The organism is Mariniflexile fucanivorans, assembly GCF_004341235.1.
Classification (GTDB): Bacteria; Bacteroidota; Bacteroidia; order Flavobacteriales; family Flavobacteriaceae; genus Mariniflexile; species Mariniflexile fucanivorans.
In genome coordinates, this window is the sequence record NZ_SLUP01000006.1 from 298,368 (window position 1) to 320,262 (window position 21,895).

Sequence of the window (21,895 nt, forward strand, 5' to 3'; positions counted from 1 at the left end):
ATCATTATCCCCCTTTCTGCCCTACAAAACGATGACTATCGGATTTAAATAAAATATTAAAACTGGTTAAACTCCCATAAATTCTGGTAATGTATTGCTGTAAATCTATTTTTCCTTGTTCATCCAAATCGCTGGCATTTATACGTTGTTCCATAACACGTAAACGGTCGCGTACCATGGTTATTTTATGAAAAAAGGTGTCAATTGGTAATTCATAAGGTTTCAAATTAGTATCGGCAGGTTCTAAAATAAGTTTTCCTCCTTTATATTTATCAGCAATGGGCACAACTTCACTGGCATCGCTCCATTTTTTTAAAATATTTACCAAGCTACTTTCAACATCAAAAAAGCTAACAGCATCTACATCACCATCGGCAGCTTCAATAACTTCAAAATTGCTATCTAAATCAATCGTTTCCAATCCGTTTTCTATAAAAGTAACCCAATAATGTTGTGATGTTACATTGGTAACTACGCCTTTTCCGTATTCAGCATGATTTATTCTTGAGCCTATTCCTAATAATTTCATATATAAATTCTGTTTTAAATTCTGTTTACAATTATACTAAATCTTAATAAATTATAAGAGTTAATATCTTGTCTATTATTAATTAAACATCTTAATATTCTGTTAAATATCACAAACAGCACAATTTTACTCATCCCCTATTTTATTAGGGCAAATATTGAATAAATATGAAATTTTAGAAAGGAAAGTCATTATAAAATAGGCTACAAATAACAGTATAGCGCTTTTAAAAATTCTTACCCTATTGTATTAAGGGGTAGGCACGTTTTATTGTAAAATTCTATAAAAGTTAAATATTTCTAAAGCGCTTTAAAAATTATTTTCTCAGTATTATTTTAGTAGGCGAACATTAATAATCATTTAAAATTTTAGCTATGAAAAAAATCTTTTACTTATTATTGCTAGCAGGTAGTTTCTCTTTTGCAAACAACACAAACCCAACAGATTTTAAACAAAACGACCCAAAAATTGGTGATGTTTTAGTTATAAATTCAACATCAAACGTTAAATATAATCATATTGATTTTCCTCAATTAAATATTGTTGCAAAACGTGGTAATGTTGCAAATTATAAAAGTGTACATGGAAAACGTGTTGTGGTTAAAGAGGTATTAAATAACGACAACGGTAACACTAAAATTCTAATTGAAAATGAAGACAAAAGTAAATTTTTCGGGTTTCTAAGACACGTAGAAGCGACTTATGAAAAGTCAATTACTTCTGGTGAGATGTCCAAGGTAAATCCTTAAATACATTTAAAAACAAACACATAATAAAGCTATATCTACTTGATGTAGCTTTTTTTTTCGAAACATGAAGGCTAAAACGTTAAATTGGCCGTATAATTAAAAATCAATTCCTGCGTTTTAAGGAATGAAATAAATTAAAATAGATGAAGTTAACGACTCAAATTATAAGTTTTATAGGATTGCTAATTATGTTAAGCAGTTTCAAATCATCTAGTAATTTCATTCAAAATTCCACTCCTTTCAACATTACACAAAACGATTCGGTTTTAATCGATAGCATAACAATAGATTCTTCTTTGGTAATTTATACCCCTTTTAAAGAAAATGCACATGCATCTTATTACTCCGATAAATTTAATGGCAGAAAAACGGCAAGTGGGGAATTATTTGACAATAATCTATATACTGCTGCACACAAAACCCTAAAGTTTGGTACTAAAATTAAAGTTACCAATACGGTTAATGGAGAATCGGTTGTTGTAACGGTTAACGACAGAGGGCCGTTTGTTAAGGGTAGGGAAATCGATTTATCGAAAGCTGCCTTTATGGAAATTGCCAAGTACAAACTACGGGGTTACCTCACTGTGCATCTCGATATTATTGAAGATTAATTCTGGAAATTAACAAAAGGCAACTCTTTTTAAAATTATAATTTCATTCAAATATTTCATTTTAATAATCTGAAATAAATCTTCACACGAATTTAACAACTAAAATTGTAACTTTGCGCTTTTGCCAATTTATGAGCCAATTCAACGATTTTATTGAAGTTAAAGGAGCTAGAGTCCACAATCTTAAAAACATAGATGTATCCATTCCCAGAGAGCAGCTTGTTGTTATTACAGGCTTATCTGGTAGTGGAAAATCATCATTAGCTTTTGATACTATTTATGCCGAAGGACAACGTCGTTATATCGAGACGTTTTCTGCGTATGCACGTCAATTTTTAGGAGGCTTGGAGCGACCAGATGTTGATAAAATTGATGGTTTAAGTCCGGTAATTGCCATAGAACAAAAAACAACCAGTAAATCACCTCGATCAACCGTTGGAACTATTACTGAAATATACGATTTTTTACGCTTATTATTTGCCCGTGCCAGTGATGCCTATAGTTACAATACAGGCGAAAAAATGATAAGTTATAGCGACGAGCAAATTAAAGAACTTATTACAGCCGACTTCAAAGGCAAACGCATTAATATTTTAGCCCCTGTAATACGCTCTCGTAAAGGGCATTACCGCGAATTATTTGAGCAAATTGGAAAGCAAGGTTTTGTAAAAGTAAGAACAGACGGCGAGATAAAAGACATCACCAAAGGCATGATGTTGGACCGATACAAAACGCACGATATTGAGATTGTTATAGACCGATTGGTTATAGACGGTACTTCAGATAATGATAAACGCCTTACGGAAACCATTAACACCGCCATGTATCATGGTGAAGATGTGTTGATGATTATTGATCAAGATACGAACGAAACACGTTATTTTAGCCGTAATTTAATGTGCCCTTCTTCGGGAATTTCATACCCAAATCCTGAACCTAATAATTTTTCATTTAACTCACCAAAAGGTGCTTGCGATACCTGCAATGGTATTGGAACTTTATATAAAGTAAATGAAACAAAAATTATTCCCGATGATAGCCTTTCTATAAAAGCGGGTGCTTTAGCTCCACATGGACCAGAAAAAAGCAGTTGGATTTTTAAACAATTTGAAACCATTGCACAACGTTTCAACTTTAAATTAACAGATGCTTATAAAGACATTCCACAGGAAGCAAAACAAATGATTCTGTATGGTGGCAATGAAAAATTTTCGGTTGAAAGTAAAACATTGGGCGTTACCCGCGATTATAAAATAGATTTTGAAGGTGTTGCCAATTTTATTGAAAACCAATATAAAACAGCCGAATCTACATCATTAAAACGTTGGGCAAAAGACTATATGGATAAAGTAGTTTGTCCTGAATGTGAAGGATCTCGCTTAAAAAAGGAATCGCTTTACTTCAAAATAAACGAAAAAAATATTGCAGAACTTGCCAATGCAGATATTGTAGAATTAGCAGCTTGGTTTAACGACTTGCACAAACATCTTTCAGATAAACAATTTAAAATTGCTGAAGAAGTTCTAAAAGAAATAAAAGCCAGATTACAGTTTTTGTTGGATGTAGGTTTAGATTATTTATCATTAAATAGAAGTTCAAAATCCCTATCGGGTGGTGAAGCACAACGCATTCGACTGGCGACACAAATTGGTTCGCAGTTGGTGGGTGTGCTTTATATTTTAGATGAACCTAGTATTGGTTTGCATCAACGCGATAATGAAAAATTGATTAATTCCCTAATTTCACTTCGTGATATTGGAAATTCAGTAATTGTTGTTGAACACGATAAAGACATGATTGAACGTGCCGATTACGTTATTGATATTGGCCCAAAAGCCGGAAAATATGGAGGAGAAATTATAAGCATCGGCACACCACAAGAACTTCTAACTCACCACACCTTAACCGCCGATTACTTAAATGGCACTAAACAAATTGAGATTCCTAAAAAACGTCGAGAAGGCAATGGGAAATTTATTGAGCTTAAAGGCTGTACGGGTAATAATTTAAAAAATGTATCAGTTAAATTTCCTTTAGGAAAAATGATTGGTGTAACGGGCGTTTCTGGCAGTGGAAAATCAACATTAATTAACGAAACCCTCTACCCTATTTTAAATGCTTATTATTTTAACGGCGTTAAAAAACCAATGCCTTATAAAAGCATAAAAGGATTGGAGCATATTGATAAAGTAATTGATATTAACCAATCGCCCATTGGTAGAACACCACGAAGCAATCCAGCGACTTACACCAAAACCTTTGACGAAATAAGAAGTTTGTTTGCTAAAATACCCGAAGCTATGATTCGTGGTTACAAGGCAGGCCGTTTTAGTTTTAACGTAAAAGGTGGCCGTTGCGAAACCTGTCAAGGTGGTGGTTTACGAGTAATTGAAATGAATTTTCTACCAGATGTATATGTAGAATGCGAAACTTGCCAAGGCAAGCGTTTTAACCGTGAAACTTTAGAAATTCGTTATAAAGGAAAAAGCATCAGTGATGTGTTGGATATGACTATTAATGAAGCGGTGCCATTTTTCGAACACATTCCTAAAATTCATAATAAACTTAAAACCATTAAAGATGTTGGTTTGGGTTACATCACTCTAGGTCAACAAAGTACCACGCTTTCGGGAGGTGAAGCACAGCGTATTAAATTAGCAACCGAATTAAGCAAACGCGATACTGGAAACACATTTTATATATTGGATGAACCTACAACGGGACTTCATTTTGAAGACATTCGAGTACTCATGATTGTGCTTAATAAACTAGCAAATAAAGGAAATACCGTATTAATTATTGAACATAATTTAGATGTTATTAAAACTGTAGACCATATTATTGATGTTGGCTATGAAGGCGGAAGAGGTGGCGGACAAATAATAGTTGAAGGCACTCCCGAAGAAGTTGCTAAACATAAAAAAAGTTATACTGCGAAGTTTTTAAAGAAAGAACTAGCTCAATTTGCAATTGATAATTGATAATTGAATTTAAACAAATTAACAACTAAACGAATAAACGAATAAACATATATGAGATTAGAAAAACATAGTAAAGCTTGGAATGAAATAAAAACAAACGATTCTTGGGCTATTTTTAAAATTATGGGCGAATTTGTTAACGGCTATGAAAAGCTTAGCAAAATCGGTCCATGTGTATCTATTTTTGGTTCTGCGAGAACAAAACCGGAAGACTCTTATTACCTACTTGCCGAAAGCATAGCAAAGCGCATAGTAGAAGCTGGTTACGGTGTTATTACTGGTGGCGGACCGGGTATTATGGAAGCTGGTAATAAAGGCGCCCATTTAGGCGGAGGCACCTCGGTTGGCCTAAATATTGAATTGCCTTTTGAACAACATGATAACCCATACATTGACTCTGATAAAAGCTTGGATTTCGACTATTTCTTTGTTCGTAAAGTCATGTTTGTTAAGTACTCACAAGGTTTTGTGGTCATGCCTGGTGGGTTTGGCACATTGGATGAATTGTTTGAGGCCATTACCCTAATTCAAACACACAAAATTGAAAGATTCCCCATTATTTTAGTGGGCACCAAATTCTGGGAAGGACTTTTAGGTTGGATAAAATCGACACTTTTAGAATCGTTTGGAAATATAAGTGCTAAAGATTTGGATTTAATTCATTTGGTTGATAATGAAGATGAAGTGGTAGCAATCCTAGACTCATTCTATAATGGATCTGATTTAAGTCCTAATTTCTAAGACTTTTCATTAAACAAATAACCAAATAAACAGATAAACTTAGCTGCTAAGTATATTTTATTATCTTGCAGCGCCTTTTAAATTATTAATCCTATATATGTTTAAATTAAATTGAAACTACAGGTATTCAGTTGTATTCTATACAGTTTAATGTGTTATGCGAGCTTTGGTCAAAACAAAATTGATTTAAAGGCGGCTTTTGATATTGAAAATAAACAAATAAGGATATCACAAACTATCCAATATCAAAACACAACCCAAGACGAGCTTCAAAGTATTTATTTAAACGACTGGAACAATAGTTATTCAACAAAAAAAACACCACTAGCTATTCGTTTGGCAGACGAATACAAAAATGTTTTTCATTTAGCAAAAAATGAAGACAGAGGTTTTTCTGTCATCATATCTATCAAACAAGAGGGTGAAGATTTAGTGTTTAAACAAGTAAAAAATCAACTAGATATTATTAAGGTTGAACTTAAAAATCCATTAAAACCTAACGAGTTTTACAACATTCAGTTAGAATATATAGTGCAAATACCAAGCGATAAGTTTACAAGTTATGGTATTACAAATACGGGAGATTTAAACTTGAGATATTGGTATATTACACCTGCCATTTACGATGGGCAATGGCAGTACTACAGCAATAAAGATTTAGACGATTTATACATTCCGGCTGCCGATGTGCATCTTGATATTGAGTACCCTTTAGGCTACAAATTAACTTCAGAATTAGATATAAGTAACCAATCACAATCAACTGATAAACAATTTATTGAATTAAAAGGAAAAAATATTTTAAACACTAAATTGTTCTTAAATAAAGTTTCAACATTCAATACCATTCAAAAAGATGGTTTTTCGCTTATATCCAATATGGATGACGAAGGTTTAGACGTGATTGAGAAGGTTTTAATTACTGAAAGAGTAACAACTTTTATCCAACAGAAACTTGGAAATTATCCACACAATCAACTTCTTTTAACAAGTATTGATTACAACAAAGACCCTTTATATGGTTTAAACTTTTTACCAAATTTCATCAAGCCATATCCCAACCATTTTCAGTACGAATTGAAACTTTTAAAAGTAGCCCTTCGCAACTATTTAGAAAACACCCTGCTTATAAACCCTAGAACCGACCAATGGTTGCTCGATGGTATTCAAATGTATTATTTAATTGATTACGTTGATGAGCATTACCCAAATATGAAGTTTTTAGGAGGCCTATCAGATGTTTGGGGAATTCGTTCATTTCATGCAGCCGACATGAGATTTAACGAAAAATACACCATGGCCTATATGCTAATGGCAAGAACCAATAGAGACCAGCCCTTAACAATGGCAAAAGATTCGTTGCTAAAATTCAACAATAGTATTGCCAATAAATACAAAGCAGGAATAGGTCTAAAATATTTGGATGACTTTATAAACCATGATGTCGTTGAAAACAGCTTAGCATCATTTGTTATTGAAAACAAATTAAAACCAGTTTCAACCACAGATTTTGAAACTTATATAAAATCAAAAACAGATAAAAACATTGATTGGTTTTTTACCGATTATTTGAACACCAGAAAGAAGATAGATTTTAAAATAAAAAAGGTACATAAAACTGAAGACTCTATTACTTTAACTATTAAAAACAAGCAAAATAACAGCATGCCTGTTTCATTATACACATTAAATAATGATAGCATCATATCAAAAACTTGGATTGAAAACATAACCGAAAACAAAACCATTACCATCCCTAGAAATGATGCCAATAAACTGGTTTTAAATTACAATAGCATTATACCCGAAATTAATGCTCGTGACAATTGGAAATCGTTAAAAGGATTCTTTTTTAATAATAAACCATTACAATTTAGAGTTTTTCAAGACATTGAAGACCCCTATTACAACCAAGTATTTTTTATGCCTATTCTTGAGTTTAACAACATTTATGATGGGGTTACGCTTGGTTTTAGAGTTTACAACAAAACCGTTTTAAGAAAACTGTTTAATTATCGTTTCGAACCTCAATATTCTTTAAAATCCAAAACATTTACAGGGTCTGCAGCTGTTTTTATGACGCACTATTTAGAGAATTCCGATCTCTATGCCATTAACTACGGCATGAGTGCCGGGTATTCCTCTTATGCTGAAAATTTATTCGTTAGGCAATTATCGCCATCATTAATGTTTCTTTTTAGAGAGAAAAACGATTTTCGTTCAAATAAAAAAGAATCACTTACACTACGATATGTAGATATTAAAAGAGATAAAGATATTAATAACGTTTTAACATCAAACGAACCCAATTATGGCGTTTTTAATGCCCGTTATATTGATTCGGATGATAACTTAATAAATTTCAGTAAATGGTATACTGATGTTCAAATTGCAAAAAACTTTAGTAAGCTCTCGTTTAATTATGAATACCGCCGTTTATATGAAAGTAACAGGCAATTAAACTTACGTTTTTTTGCGGGTACATTTTTAAAAAACAATAACGACCCAAATTCCAATTACTTCAGTTTTGCATTAGATAGACCCACCGATTATTTATTTGAATACCCCTATTTAGGACGATCGGAAGAATCAGGTATTTTTAGTCAACAATATATTGATGCCGAAGGTGGTTTTAAATCAAAATTAGATACACCTTTTGCCAATCAATGGCTTACTACTGCAAACGCCAGCACAACCTTGTGGAAATATGTGTTGTTATATGGTGATATAGGTTTGGTTAAAAACAAATTTAATGATCCCCATTTTGTTTATGATTCTGGGATTAGAATAAATTTAGTTACCGATTACTTTGAAATTTACTTACCCATTTATTCCAATTTAGGTTGGGAAACTGGACTGCCAAATTACGACCAAAAAATACGTTTTAAGTTTACCGTAGACCCACAAGCACTTTTAGGTTTATTTAGACGCCGCTGGTACTAATTGTTAAAACTCTTATACTATTACCAGTCATTTATAATTTTTATTAACAAATCAATAATTTAAAAAAATGAATGCTTTAAATTATTAAGGATTTCATAATTAATTGTATTGTTTTTTTAATTGTAAAAACCGCAAACTTTAACTACTTTTGCAAAAGACAAAGCATTACACTTATGCACTCAATTCCAGATTTGAAAAACAATATATCATTCGACGATTTTAAAGCTGAAGTTTTAAACGATTATAAAATAGCTGTAAAAAGTAGGGAATGTAGTTTATTAGGTCGTCGAGAGGTTTTAACAGGAAAAGCTAAATTTGGAATTTTTGGAGATGGTAAAGAAGTTCCTCAATTAGCTTTGGCAAAAGCCTTTAAAAAAGGCGATTGGAGATCGGGTTACTACCGAGACCAAACCTTTATGATGGCAATTGACGAGCTAACCATAGAGCAATTTTTTGCTGGTTTATACGCCAATACCAATTTAGAATTGGAACCTATGTCTGCAGGCCGACAAATGGGAGGGCATTTTGTTACCCATAGTTTAAACAACGATGGAAGTTGGAAAAACCTAACCAACCAATACAATTCCAGTGCCGATATATCTCCTACCGCAGCGCAAATGCCTCGTTTATTAGGGTTAGCTCAAGCATCGAAAATTTTCAGACAAGTTGAAGGGATTAATACCACCAACTTTTCGGTTAATGGTAATGAAGTCGCTTGGGGTACTATTGGAAATGCAAGTACTAGCGAAGGCTTGTTTTTCGAAACCATAAATGCCGCTGGAGTTTTACAAGTTCCTTTGGTAATTAGTATCTGGGATGATGAATACGGAATTTCGGTACACGCCAAACACCAAACAACTAAAGAAAATATATCTGAAATTCTAAAAGGATTTCAAAGAAACGATAAACAAAAAGGCTTTGAAATACTTCGTGTTAAAGGTTGGGATTATGCTAATTTAGTAGAAACCTACCAAGAAGCAGCAGCTATTGCTCGTGAAGAGCACGTTCCTGTTTTAATTCATGTTTTAGAATTAACACAACCACAGGGCCATTCTACATCTGGCTCGCACGAACGTTATAAAACACAAGAACGCTTAGCTTGGGAAACCCAACACGATTGTAATGCTAAAATGCGTGATTGGATTATAGAAAGCGGTATAGCCACCAATGAAACACTCTTAGAAATTGAAAGAGCCATAAAAAGGGAGGTTCGTGAAGCTAGAAAAAATGCTTGGAATACTTTTTTAAAACCTATACTTAAAGAACAAAGTGATTTAATTTCTTTATTGAAACAAGTAGCTTCAAAAAGTACAAATGGTGTTTTTATTGAAAAATTAAAAGATAATTTAGCATCCATTGATGAGCCAACAAGAAAAGATATTCTATCTACAGCAAGAAAAACATTAGTTCATTTAATTAAAGAATCTTTTTTAGAAAAAGAGCAACTTATCAATTGGATCAATAAAACCTTTGAAACTATTCAACCAAATTTCAGTTCTCATTTATATTCTGAAACCAATCGTTCTAATATCCTAATAAAAGAAATTAAACCAATTTATAGTGAAGATGCAGATCTGGTTGATGGACGTATCATTCTTCGTGATAATTTTGATAACATTTTCAGCAACTATCCAGAAGCACTTGTTTTTGGTGAAGACACAGGAAATATTGGCGATGTAAATCAAGGTTTAGAAGGTTTACAAGAAAAATATGGCGAGTTAAGAGTTGCCGATACGGGTATTAGAGAAGCTACCATTATTGGCCAAGGTATTGGCATGTCGTTACGTGGTTTGCGCCCAATTGCCGAAATTCAGTATTTAGATTATATACTCTATGCTATTCAAATTATTAGTGACGATTTATCTACTACACATTACAGAACCAAGGGCAAACAAAAATCGCCACTAATTATTAGAACACGTGGACATCGTTTGGAAGGTATTTGGCATTCAGGTTCACAAATGGGAGGCATCTTAAATCTTATAAGAGGCGTTCATTTATTAGTACCCAGAAACATGACCAAAGCCGCAGGTTTTTACAACACACTTTTAAAAGGTGATGATCCGGCAATAGTAGTGGAATGTCTTAACGGATATAGACTTAAAGAAAAAAAACCAAGTAATTTAAGTGCCATTCAAACCCCAATAGGCGTGGTTGAAACCATAAAAGATGGAAAGGATATTACTTTAGTCTCTTATGGTTCTACCTTACGTATTGTAGAGCAAGTGGCAAAAGATTTGTTAGCTGTTAATATTGATGCTGAAATAATTGATGTACAATCGTTATTACCCTTCGATTTAAGTCATGATATTGCTAAAAGCATCCAAAAAACCAATCGTTTAATGGTTATTGATGAAGATGTGCCAGGAGGTGCTTCTGCTTATATTTTAAATGAAATTTTAAACATTCAAAATGCCTATCAATACTTAGATAGCCAACCTAAAACACTTACCGCAAAAGCACACAGACCAGCTTATGGAAATGATGGCGATTATTTTTCAAAACCATCTGCCGAAGATATTTTTGAAGCTGTATATGGCGTTATGCATGAGGCAAACCCAAATGAATTCCCTAAACTACGATAGAAACCTACACTCAAAATGAATAAAAAATTTAACAATTTAGGCTTATTGATTCTTAGGTTAGGTTTTGCAGGTATGATGCTTACACATGGCATCCCCAAACTAAATTTATTATTTCAAAGTCCTATAAAGTTTGCAGATCCTATTGGTTTTGGAGAAGTTCCATCTTTAATTTTAGCTCTAATAGGCGAAGTAGTGGCTCCAATTTTTATCATAATTGGTTTTAAAACAAGATTAGCCACTATTCCTGTTATTATTACCATGTGTGTTGCTGCTTTTGTTGTTCTTGCTGAAAAACCTTTTGACGTAAAAGAAAAAGCCATTCTGTTTTTAATTGGCTTTTTAGCTATTTTATTAATGAATGCTGGCAAATATTCTATTGACGGATTTAAAAACAAAAGCGTTTGAAAGCGGCTTCAATTGTTGAAATAAAAAAGGAATTAAGCCATAAATCTTCCGAAGAATTAGCAGAACTATGTTTACGCCTTTCAAGATTCAAAAAAGAAAATAAAGAACTTCTCACCTATTTACTTTTTGAGTCTCATAATGAAGAAGATTATATAGAATCTGTGAAAAGTTATATAGATACTCAATTTGAACAAATTAACACGGCTAGTTATTTTTACATCCGCAAAAGTGCCCGTAAAATATTAACCAACACTAAAAAAATACATTCGGTACTCACAAACCAAAGAAACTGAAGCAGAACTTCTTTTGTATTTCTGCCAAAAATTAAAAGATTTTTCACCAAGTATTAAATACAGTACACAGTTGCAAAACATGTACAATAGGCAGGTTCTATTGATAAAAAAATTAGTTTCAACACTTCACGAAGATTTACAATATGATTATAATTTGATGCTTGAAAGTTTGTAAATTATAGCAAAATCATATCACAAATTTAATTTTTGATTTTAAAACACTAAATTAGATACAAATTTAATTCACTGAATTCTAATTAAAAACCTTAAAATCATGGAAAATACCCAACAAAATGCTGTTAGCTGGTTCGAAATTTATGTAAACGATATGCCGAGAGCTACAAAGTTCTACGAAACCGTATTTAAAACTACTTTAGAAGCACTCGCCACACCTACTAAAGAACTGGATATGACCATGCATGCATTTCCCTCAAACATGAATACTTATGGAGCAAGTGGTGCTTTAGTAAAAATGGATGGTTTTAGTGCTGGTGGTAACAGTACCATTGTATATTTCTACAGTGACGATTGTAGTGTGGAAGAAGCCCGCATCACACCTGCTGGCGGTAAGGTTTTTACATCTAAAATGTCTATTGGTGAACACGGTTTTATTGTTTTGGGCACCGATACTGAAGGCAACATGTTTGGAATTCACTCCATGAAGTAATTTGATGAACTTTTAGTTGCTGAAAACTTTATATTTGCATCATATTAATTTAAGTATGAACATATGAAAGAAATGTGGGACAAACGATATTCCGCTGATGAATATGCCTATGGAATAGCACCTAATGTTTTCTTTAAGGATGCCATTAAGAAATATAATCTTAAAGGAAAAATGCTATTACCGGCAGAAGGTGAAGGAAGAAATGCTGTATATGCTGCTAAAAATGGATTGGATGTAACAGCTTTCGATATTAGTTTGGAAGGCAAAAAAAAAGCTTTAAAATTATGTGAAAAAGAAAATGTAAAAATTAAGTATGAAGTTGGTGATTTTTTTGAGTTAGACATCATTAACGACAACTATGACAACGCTGCTTTAATTTTTGCACATTTTCCACCTGAAATTTTGTCAAAATACCATAAAAAAATTAGCGAGCTTATTTTGCCCAATGGCATCATATTATTAGAGGGCTTTAGTAAAGATCATTTAAAACTTTCAGCAGAAAACCCAAACTTAGGTGGTCCAAAAAATAGTGATCTTTTATTTTCAAAAGAATCTATACAAAAAGATTTTCCTGATTTTGAAATAATCCTACTTGAAGAAATACATGTTGAATTAAATGAAGGCGATTTTCACAATGGCACAGGAAAAGTGATAAGGTTTATAGGTAGAAAAAAGTAATTAAAAAAATAAAAATCGGCAAATTGCTTTGTACTTAGCCATCGGAATAATGATGTTTTTAAAAAGATACAGTGAAAAGCCCAAATTTTAAGTAACACCCAAAATAAAATTATCGTTTTCATCTCTATTTCCTACTTTATTATGTTCAAAAATCAGTGTTTCTAAGCATGTTTTATAAAGTTTTTTAGAAATAAAATATGTATTTTTGCACACTTTAAAATAGGAATTAATCTATGAAAATTTCATACAACTGGTTAAAACAATTTATTAAAATTGATTGGACACCAGAACAAGCTAGCGAATTACTTACCGATTTAGGATTGGAAGTTGAAGGAATAGAGAGCTACCAATCGGTTAAAGGTGGATTGGAAGGTATTGTTATCGGCGAGGTTTTAACTTGTATACCACACCCAAATGCTGATAAATTAAAAATCACTACCGTTAATATTGGTGAAGAAACACCGCTACAAATTGTATGTGGAGCACCTAATGTTGCTGCTGGACAAAAAGTACCTGTGGCCACTATCGGTACAACTTTATACACCGAAACAGGTGAAGCTTGGACTATTAAAAAAGGAAAAATTCGTGGAGAGGAAAGTCATGGTATGATATGTGCCGAAGACGAACTTGGCTTAGGAAAATCGCATGATGGCATCATGGTTTTAGATGAGAGCATTGAAGTTGGCACACTTGCTGCTTCAATTTTTGATATTGAAAATGACCAAGTTTTTGAAATTGGATTAACACCAAACCGTGCCGATGCGATGAGCCATTTAGGTACTGCCCGCGACTTAAAAGCAGGGTTGATACAAAAGGAAATAAATTTAGAGTTTATAACCCCATCTGTAAGTGCGTTTCATGTTAATAATCGTACTTTAAAAATGGATGTGGAGGTAAAAAATAAAGAATTAGCACCTCGCTACTGCGGTCTTACCATATCTGGAATTACGGTAAAAGAATCGCCTGTTTGGTTGCAACACCGCTTAAAAGCTATTGGTTTAAGCCCCATAAATAATATTGTCGATGCCACAAATTATGTGCTTCACGATTTAGGGCAACCTTTGCATGCCTTTGATGCTTCAAAAATTTCAGGTAATAAAGTAGAAGTTAAAACTTTAGCTGCAGGTACAAAATTTGTAACCTTAGATGGTGTTGAACGCACCCTACATGAAGATGATTTGATGATTTGTGATGCCGAAAAACCCATGTGTATTGCAGGTGTTTTTGGTGGTATTCATTCAGGAGTTTCTGGAGGAACAACCAATATTTTCTTAGAAAGTGCTTATTTTAATCCTGTAAGCGTTCGTAAATCGGCTAAACGCCATGGTTTAAATACTGATGCTTCTTTCCGTTTTGAACGTGGTATTGACCCAAATTTAACTGAATATGCATTAAAACGTGCCGCTTTATTAATTCAAGAGGTTGCTGGAGGTGAAATAACAAGTGATATTGTAGATATTTACTCGAATAAAATAGAAGATTTTCAAGTACGTTTAAGTTTTGAAAATGCGAAGAAATTAATTGGAGAGGAAATTCCTAAGGAAATCATTAAACGTATTTTAACTTCTTTAGAAATTAAAGTGAACAACGTTACCGAAACAGGATTGGGTTTAACCGTGCCTGCATACAGAAACGATGTAACTCGTGAAGCCGATATTATTGAAGAAATATTGCGCGTTTACGGTTATAACAATATTAAAACTACCGAAAAGTTAAATGCTTCTATTTCTAACTCTTCCCGCTTTGAAGATCACAAAATTCAAAATTTAGTAGGAAACCAGTTAGCATCGCAAGGTTTTTTTGAAATACTTTCAAATTCATTGACGACACCTAATTATGCAGCTTTAAGCGGCCAATTGAAGGAAGAACACAACATTACAATTCTGAATCCATTAAGTGGCGATTTATCTGTTTTAAGACAATCTTTATTATTTTCTGGATTGGAAGCAGTATCGTTCAATATCAATAGAAGACGTTCCGATTTAAAACTTTTTGAATTCGGAAAAACCTATCATGGATACAACAACAAGCGTGAAGAATTCAAACATTTATCATTATTTGTAATGGGGAACCAAACCATGGATAGTTGGAACACACCTAATGCAAAAAGTGATTTTTTCTTCCTTAAAGGAAATATTATTAGTGTTTTAGAGCGTTTAGGAGTGTCAAGATTTAATGAATCGGCTATTGAAAACGATTTATTTAGTGAAGGTTTAAGTTTTGGTTTAGGCAAAATGAAGTTGGTAGATTTCGGATTGATTAAAAAACCAATTTTAAAGCATTTTGATATTTCTCAAGAAGTACTGTATGCCAACTTTTATTGGGATACCGTTTTAGATATTGTGAAACGCAACAATGTTACTTTTAAAGCGATTCCTAAATACCCTGAAGTGCGTCGTGATTTTGCTTTATTATTAGATGACAACGTTACTTTTGAATCTATTCAAAAAATTGCCAAACAAAGCGAAAAGCAACTACTAAAAAACGTGAGTCTTTTTGATGTATATCAAGGTAAAAACTTACCTGTTGGCAAAAAAAGTTATGCAGTTAGTTTTACTTTACAAGATGAAAATAAAACACTTACAGACAAACAGATTGATAAAATAATGAAAACACTCCAAACACAATTTGAAACCCAATTGGGAGCTGAATTGCGTTAAGCGAATAAGCAATACATAGATTTAAAGTCGTTTTTTATACCGACTTATTTTATTAAAATAATTTTAAAAATAGATAGGTTTTATTACAACATCATAAACACATTTTTGCTACAATTAATTAAAAATTACGTATATTTAATTGAACGCTTAAAAACCTAAATTATGACAGATTCTAATTTTATAAAAGTATATACAGGAAACTTTGCCGTGGTTAAGCACATTGCCATGGAATTGAACACGTTGAACATCAACCCTATTATTAAAGACCAATCTGAATCTGCTATATTAGGTGGTTTTGGAGGTACGTCTGCTCCCGATTTTCAGGAAGTTTTTGTTCATAAAGATGAACTTGTAAGAGCTACCGAAGTTATTAATAAGATCACTAAAGATCTGGATTCTTAATTAAGGATTAAATCCAATAAAAAAGAGCGATTTTCAATTGAAAATCGCTCTTTTTTTATATTTTTTTATTTCATCTATGCTGTAACCCCATACATTTTGTTACGCAATTCCTTTATTTTTGGATCTTGCATATATTCATCAAACGTAGTGTATCTATCTATAACGCCATTTGGGGTTAACTCCACTACTCTATTGGCAACGGTTTGAGCAAATTCGTGGTCATGTGTTGTAAACAACATGGTGCCTTTAAAATTAGTCAACGAGTTGTTAAATGCCGTAATGCTTTCTAAATCTAAGTGGTTTGTTGGTTCGTCTAACATCAACACGTTGGCTCTTACCATCATCATTCTACTTAGCATACATCGTACTTTTTCACCTCCAGAAAGGACATTCGATTTTTTCAAAGCTTCTTCACCACTAAAAATCATTTTGCCCAAGAAACCTCTAATATTAACTTCTTCACGTTCTTCTTCGGTGGTTGCCCACTGGCGTAACCAATCCACCAACGTTAAATCGTTATTAAAAAATTCGCTGTTATCCAATGGTAAGTAGGATTGTGTTGTGGTTACTCCCCAATCAAATTTACCAGCATCCGCTTTTTCTTTATTGTTTAATATTTCATAAAAAGCGGTGGTTGCTCTTGAATCTTTTGAAAACACAACTACTTTATCTCCTTTAGCAAGGTTTAAATCGATGTCTTTAAAAAGAACATCGCCATCTTCACTACTTGATGCTGCCAACCCTTGAATATTTAAAATCTGGTCACCTGCTTCTCTATCACGTTCAAAAATGATGGCTGGATAACGTCTACTTGTTCGGCGTATATCAGCAATATTTAATTTTTCAATCATTTTCTTTCTACTAGTTGCTTGCTTGCTTTTTGCAACGTTGGCAGAAAAACGACGAATAAACTCTTCCAATTCTTTTTTCTTCTCTTCCGCTTTTTTGTTTTGTTGCGCATGTTGGCGCGCAGCTAATTGCGAAGATTCATACCAGAAAGTATAATTTCCAGAGTAATGATTAATTTTTCCAAAATCTATATCTGAAATATGTGTACAAACGGCATCTAAAAAGTGACGGTCATGCGATACAACAATCACACAGTTTTCATAATTTGCTAAAAAGTTTTCAAGCCAAGAGATGGTTTCATAATCCAAATCGTTGGTAGGCTCATCCATAATCAACACATCCGGATTTCCAAATAAGGTTTGGGCTAAAAGTACACGCACTTTTTGTTTTCCATCCAAATCACCCATCAAAGTATAGTGAAATTCTTCCTTGATACCTAAGTTGGATAACATAGCAGCAGCATCACTATCGGCATTCCACCCATTCATTTCTTCAAAAAGCACTTGAAGCTCTCCTATTCTATCAGCATTTTCATCTGAATAATCCGCATAAAGCGCATCCATTTCCGTCTTAATTTTATATAATGGCTTATTTCCCATTAAAATAGTTTCTAAAACGGTGTGCTCATCATATAAATTATGGTCTTGTTCTAAAACAGACATACGTTTACCTGGTTCTAAATGTACATGGCCAGAAGTTGGGTCTTGCTTACCAGATATTATCTTTAAAAAAGTAGATTTTCCAGCACCATTAGCGCCAATAATTCCGTAACAATTCCCTGTATTAAAGGTGGTACTTACTTCATCAAAAAGTATGCGTTTGCCAAATTGGACTGAAAGGTTTGATACTGATAACATAGAGGGTATTTTAATTTTGCTGCAAAAGTAAAAAATTCAAACCGTAAGTCGAAACTTAGTTGCTTAATTTTATAATTTAAAACTTATATGATTTGTGTATGTTTTATAAGGACTTATTGTAACATTTAACAGCGCATTAACAACAGTTTATAAATACATAGCATATTTTTGTATGTGTAAATTGTTCATTCTTTAAAAGCACACTTCTATACTATGGAATTACAAAAAGGTTTTAACTTCAACCTTTTTTTAAATACAAACGAAAATTTTTATATGAAATTACACTTTTTAAGCTTATTAGTTATTTTAACACTGTTTAATTGCAAAAAAGATGGCAATAATGCAGAAGATAACTATGCTTATTTTGGAGGTGAAATCATGAATCCTAATAGCGATTTTGTTGTTATATTAAAATCGGATGTCGTTGTAGACACTATCAAACTAGATAAAAGGAACAGGTTTCTATATAAAATTAACAACCTAAAAGCAGGCTTATATACATTTTATCATGGTGGTGAAGTGCAAATGGTATTGTTGGAACCTAAAGACAGTTTACTTTTTAGATTAAACACCTTAGAATTTGATGAATCGTTGGTTTTTACAGGTATTGGCGATAAAAAAAATAATTATTTAATGAATGAATTTCTTGAAAATGAGATCCAAGAAAAGAAGATTTTTAAATTTTGTCAATTAAAGCCGCATGTTTACGAAAGTAGAGTTGATTCTTTAAAAGCTTTTAAATTAAATAAATTAAATACATTTAAAAGTAAATACAATCCTTCTGCTTTATTTGAAAAAATAGCAAAAGCAAACATAGATTATAACTATTTTTCAAGTAAAGAAGTCTATCCGTTTGTGCATCATGGCAATAACAAAGCAGAAATTGTAAAAGCGCTTCCTAAAGATTTTTATAGTTACAGAAAATCCATTAATTACAATGACGATTTTTTTAAAGAACACAACCATTACAACTCCTTTTTAAGGTATAGTGCTAATAATTTGGCACTTCAAGACCATTTACATCATAGCTCAGATAGTGAATTCAAAAGAAATTCCTTGTGCTACAATCTAGATAGACTAAAAATTGTAGATAGTTTAATAATTAACAAAACCATAAAAAACGAACTCCTATATCACTTTACAGCTAATTACCTCTCAAAAAGCAACAACACTGAAAATAACGACGCTATTGTAAACTCTTACTTAAGTAAAAGTAGCGATGAAACAGGTAAAAACGAAATTAAACGTTTTGCTGCATCTTTAAATAATTTAAAGGAAGGTGGTAATTTTCCTGATATTAAAATTGTTAATTATAAAAATGAAGAATTAGAAATTAATTCCCTTATTAAAACCCCTACGGTTATTTGTTTTTGGTCCAACCAATACTATAATCACTTTAAAGAAAGTCATTATAAACTTAACGAACTTAAAGAAAAATACCCAGAAGTTAAGTTTATTGTTATTAATATTGATGATTTTGGACAGGACAGACCAAAGGCTTCATTAAAGGATAATAGGTTTAAGTTTAAAGATGAATATCAGTTCAAAAATCCAAAAGAATCTATTGAAGCTTTAGCTATTCAACCCATGACCAAAACCATTGTTATAGACAAGCATCAAAAAATTGTGTATAATAATACCAATATTTTTTCAGTAAATTTTGAGGAGCAACTATTAGGAGCAATTAATAGAAAGTAGAACTTCAACAATTTCCTTTAGATTTGTCTTTTAAAACATTAATTTATCCAATAGGTTAAATTACAATTTATAATGTTTCATTAGCATCTTTTCGTATACTTTATCAGGTAAAATACGCTTTAACACAATAGAAAACTTCTGCATAAACTCTCCTACTTTATAATGTGCTTTTGGGTTTTTAGTATTTATAACTTTTAACACAGCTTCTGCCATCATATTAGGGTCGCTTCCGTTATCCACATGCGTATTCATTAAATTTAAGGTGTCTCCATACGGCTTTTTATATGGTGAATCATCTAAAAGTGGTGCATGATATCTACCAGCGGCAATGTTGGTTGCAAAATCACCAGGGGCAATGTTAGTCATTTTTATGTTGAAATCTTTCAATTCCATTCTAAAAGCTTCTGTTAGCAGTTCTAAAGCACCTTTACTAGCACTATAAACACCGCGGTAGGGCAAACCCATATAACCTGCTATAGAAGTAATATTAATTATCAACCCTGCATGCTGTTTACGCATTTGTGGTAAAACCGACTTAATGACATTTATAGGTCCGAAAAAATTTGTATCAAAATTTGCTTTAATTTCAGCTTCGGGTATTTCTTCAATAGCACCTGTAATTCCTGCTCCAGCATTATTTACAACCACGTCCAACCTACCTTCTTTATCAATAATTTTTTTTACGGTTTGTTTAATGGTTTCAATCTTTTTTACATCCAATTCTAAAATAGGAAATTTACTTTCTTTGTAGTTTTCAGGGTTTCTGCTGGTACCATATACAATAAAACCTTTTGTAGTAAGAAATTCACCTACCGATTTACCGATACCCGAAGAACCTCCCGTAATTAAAACAACTTGCGCCATATGATCTATATTATTGAGATTGTAAAGTTACTATTGTAAAAGTTTTTAGGAAAGTAAAGGGTACAAAAAAAGGCAAGCTACCTACATCACACCGCTACGACCATTTACCTTTGCTGCGTTCCCGCCCTGGAGGATTCAACAGGAGCTGGTTGTGTAGGACTTGCCGCTGCAAAGATACAACCTTTTAAAAATATCACAATCATTTTTTAAACTGATTTTAAATAAATATCTTGCTTAAAATTTATTTTCAAAATGAAAACATTTAAACACTTATTAATCATTTCATTAGGCGCTTTAATTATTTCTTGTGGATCTAATACTGGGCATAATAACAGTGAATTTAGTATAAATACCAATGCTTTAAAAGGTGATATTTCTAATAAAGAGACTTTAAAAATCTCTTTGGAAAATAAAAAAAATCATACTATAGATTCTGTTAACTATACACTAGACGGAAAAAAAATTGATGAATCGTCTCCTTTAGAAACCTTTAAATTAGGTAAACACACTATTGAGGCCACTGTTTATTTTAACAATGAAAAACAAATAGCTACTTCAACAATCACTATTTTGAATAGTGAAGTTCCCAAGGTTTATACCTATAAAATTATTAATGAATATCCGCATGACATTACTTCGTACACCCAAGGGCTTGAATTTTATAAAGGTAATTTATATGAAAGTACCGGACAGCGTAAAGAATCGAAATTAAGACAGGTAGATTATAAAACAGGAGAAATTATAAAGAACGTTAATTTAGCCGATGCTTATTTTGGTGAAGGTCTTACCGTACTTAACGATAAAATTTACCAACTTACGTGGCAAGCAGGTACTGGTTTTGTTTATGAAGTGAATACGTTTGAAAAACTTAATAGTTTTAAATACGGAAACAGTAAAGAAGGTTGGGGTATTTGCAATGATACTAAGAAACTTTACAAAAGCGATGGTACCGAAAATATTTGGGTTTTAAATCCGGATACTTTGGCTGAAGAAGACCACATACAGGTATATACCAACAAAGGTAAAATTGTTGAGATTAATGAAATGGAGTGGATTAACGGCATTATTTATGCCAATCGCTACCAGAAAGATGGTGTTGCTTTAATTAACCCAAAAAACGGAGCCGTAATTGGTGTTATTGATTTTTCACCATTAAAAAAATTAGTAACACAACACGAAGGTTTAGATGTACTAAACGGTATTGCTTACAACCCAGAAACCAAAACCATTTTTGTAACAGGAAAACGTTGGGACAAACTTTTTGAGGTTGAAATTATACAGCACTAGTTTTATATCGGTCTCGGCTCGCATGAGTAGTTGCATGGCTTAGCACTTTACTTTGCAAGTACGACCAAACTGAAAATCCGTGATGATTTTCACAGA

General features: G+C 32.6%; 16 protein-coding genes, 1 other RNA gene and 1 pseudogene. 14 read left to right on the forward strand and 4 right to left on the reverse strand.

Features of this window, described 5'->3' with window-relative positions:
- Positions 1–4: 4 nt before the first annotated feature.
- Positions 5–529 carry a hypothetical protein gene (locus EV196_RS13750; RefSeq protein ID WP_132218349.1) on the reverse strand — a complete coding sequence of 175 codons (525 nt, stop codon included), beginning with the start codon at positions 527–529 and terminating at the stop codon, positions 5–7.
- A 374-nt stretch (positions 530–903) separates the two neighbouring features.
- Between EV196_RS13750 and EV196_RS13755 the strand changes: the two genes are divergently transcribed.
- From EV196_RS13755 to EV196_RS13810, 12 genes and pseudogenes are all read left to right on the forward strand, one after another.
- Positions 904–1,278, forward strand: coding sequence for a hypothetical protein (locus EV196_RS13755; protein WP_132218350.1), 375 nt, complete (start codon positions 904–906; stop codon positions 1,276–1,278).
- A 143-nt stretch (positions 1,279–1,421) separates the two neighbouring features.
- Positions 1,422–1,889, forward strand: coding sequence for a septal ring lytic transglycosylase RlpA family protein (locus EV196_RS13760; RefSeq protein WP_132218351.1), 468 nt, complete (start codon positions 1,422–1,424; stop codon positions 1,887–1,889).
- Positions 1,890–2,020: 131 nt separating this feature from the next.
- Positions 2,021–4,870, forward strand: a complete 2,850-nt coding sequence (gene uvrA, locus EV196_RS13765; RefSeq protein WP_132218352.1) for an excinuclease ABC subunit UvrA — start codon at positions 2,021–2,023, stop codon at positions 4,868–4,870.
- A gap of 51 nt (positions 4,871–4,921) precedes the next feature.
- On the forward strand, positions 4,922–5,611 hold the full coding sequence (locus EV196_RS13770; RefSeq protein ID WP_132218353.1) for an LOG family protein: 690 nt from the start codon (positions 4,922–4,924) through the stop codon (positions 5,609–5,611).
- A gap of 111 nt (positions 5,612–5,722) precedes the next feature.
- The gene (locus EV196_RS13775) at positions 5,723–8,554 is read left to right on the forward strand and encodes a gluzincin family metallopeptidase (protein WP_132218354.1); all 2,832 of its coding nucleotides are present in this window, start codon (positions 5,723–5,725) and stop codon (positions 8,552–8,554) included.
- Between the two features lie 173 nt (positions 8,555–8,727).
- Positions 8,728–11,139, forward strand: a complete 2,412-nt coding sequence (locus tag EV196_RS13780; RefSeq protein ID WP_132218355.1) for an alpha-ketoacid dehydrogenase subunit alpha/beta — start codon at positions 8,728–8,730, stop codon at positions 11,137–11,139.
- Between the two features lie 15 nt (positions 11,140–11,154).
- Entirely contained in the window at positions 11,155–11,544 is a 390-nt protein-coding gene (locus tag EV196_RS13785; protein ID WP_132218356.1) for a DoxX family protein, read from the forward strand.
- A pseudogene (locus EV196_RS13790) lies at positions 11,541–12,012 on the forward strand (hypothetical protein). Before EV196_RS13785 ends, EV196_RS13790 begins: the two are co-directional and overlap by 4 nt.
- Before the next feature lie 99 nt (positions 12,013–12,111).
- Positions 12,112–12,504 carry a VOC family protein gene (locus EV196_RS13795; protein ID WP_132218357.1) on the forward strand — a complete coding sequence of 131 codons (393 nt, stop codon included), beginning with the start codon at positions 12,112–12,114 and terminating at the stop codon, positions 12,502–12,504.
- 63 nt (positions 12,505–12,567) lie between these two features.
- Positions 12,568–13,182 carry a class I SAM-dependent methyltransferase gene (locus EV196_RS13800; RefSeq protein ID WP_132218358.1) on the forward strand — a complete coding sequence of 205 codons (615 nt, stop codon included), beginning with the start codon at positions 12,568–12,570 and terminating at the stop codon, positions 13,180–13,182.
- 233 nt (positions 13,183–13,415) lie between these two features.
- Positions 13,416–15,842 (forward strand): phenylalanine--tRNA ligase subunit beta, encoded by a 2,427-nt coding sequence (gene pheT, locus EV196_RS13805; RefSeq protein WP_132218359.1) that lies wholly within the window; start codon positions 13,416–13,418, stop codon positions 15,840–15,842.
- A gap of 162 nt (positions 15,843–16,004) precedes the next feature.
- Positions 16,005–16,244 (forward strand): DUF2007 domain-containing protein, encoded by a 240-nt coding sequence (locus EV196_RS13810; RefSeq protein WP_132218360.1) that lies wholly within the window; start codon positions 16,005–16,007, stop codon positions 16,242–16,244.
- Positions 16,245–16,318: 74 nt separating this feature from the next.
- Here the strand turns inward: EV196_RS13810 and EV196_RS13815 are convergent, their stop codons facing one another.
- Positions 16,319–17,950 carry an ABC-F family ATP-binding cassette domain-containing protein gene (locus EV196_RS13815; RefSeq protein WP_132218361.1) on the reverse strand — a complete coding sequence of 544 codons (1,632 nt, stop codon included), beginning with the start codon at positions 17,948–17,950 and terminating at the stop codon, positions 16,319–16,321.
- 273 nt (positions 17,951–18,223) lie between these two features.
- On the opposite strand from EV196_RS13815, the gene EV196_RS13820 reads away from it, so the two are divergent.
- Positions 18,224–19,648, forward strand: a complete 1,425-nt coding sequence (locus EV196_RS13820; protein ID WP_132218362.1) for a TlpA family protein disulfide reductase — start codon at positions 18,224–18,226, stop codon at positions 19,646–19,648.
- Positions 19,649–19,708: 60 nt separating this feature from the next.
- On the opposite strand, the gene EV196_RS13825 is transcribed toward EV196_RS13820, so the two are convergent.
- Both EV196_RS13825 and ffs read right to left on the reverse strand, forming a co-directional pair.
- Entirely contained in the window at positions 19,709–20,512 is an 804-nt protein-coding gene (locus EV196_RS13825) for an SDR family oxidoreductase (protein WP_132218363.1), read from the reverse strand.
- Positions 20,513–20,579: 67 nt separating this feature from the next.
- Positions 20,580–20,678, reverse strand: an RNA gene (ffs, locus tag EV196_RS13830) — signal recognition particle sRNA small type.
- A gap of 86 nt (positions 20,679–20,764) precedes the next feature.
- Between ffs and EV196_RS13835 the strand changes: the two genes are divergently transcribed.
- A complete protein-coding gene (locus EV196_RS13835) occupies positions 20,765–21,799 on the forward strand; it encodes a glutaminyl-peptide cyclotransferase (protein WP_132218364.1) in 1,035 nt (344 codons plus the stop codon).
- Positions 21,800–21,895 lie beyond the last annotated feature (96 nt).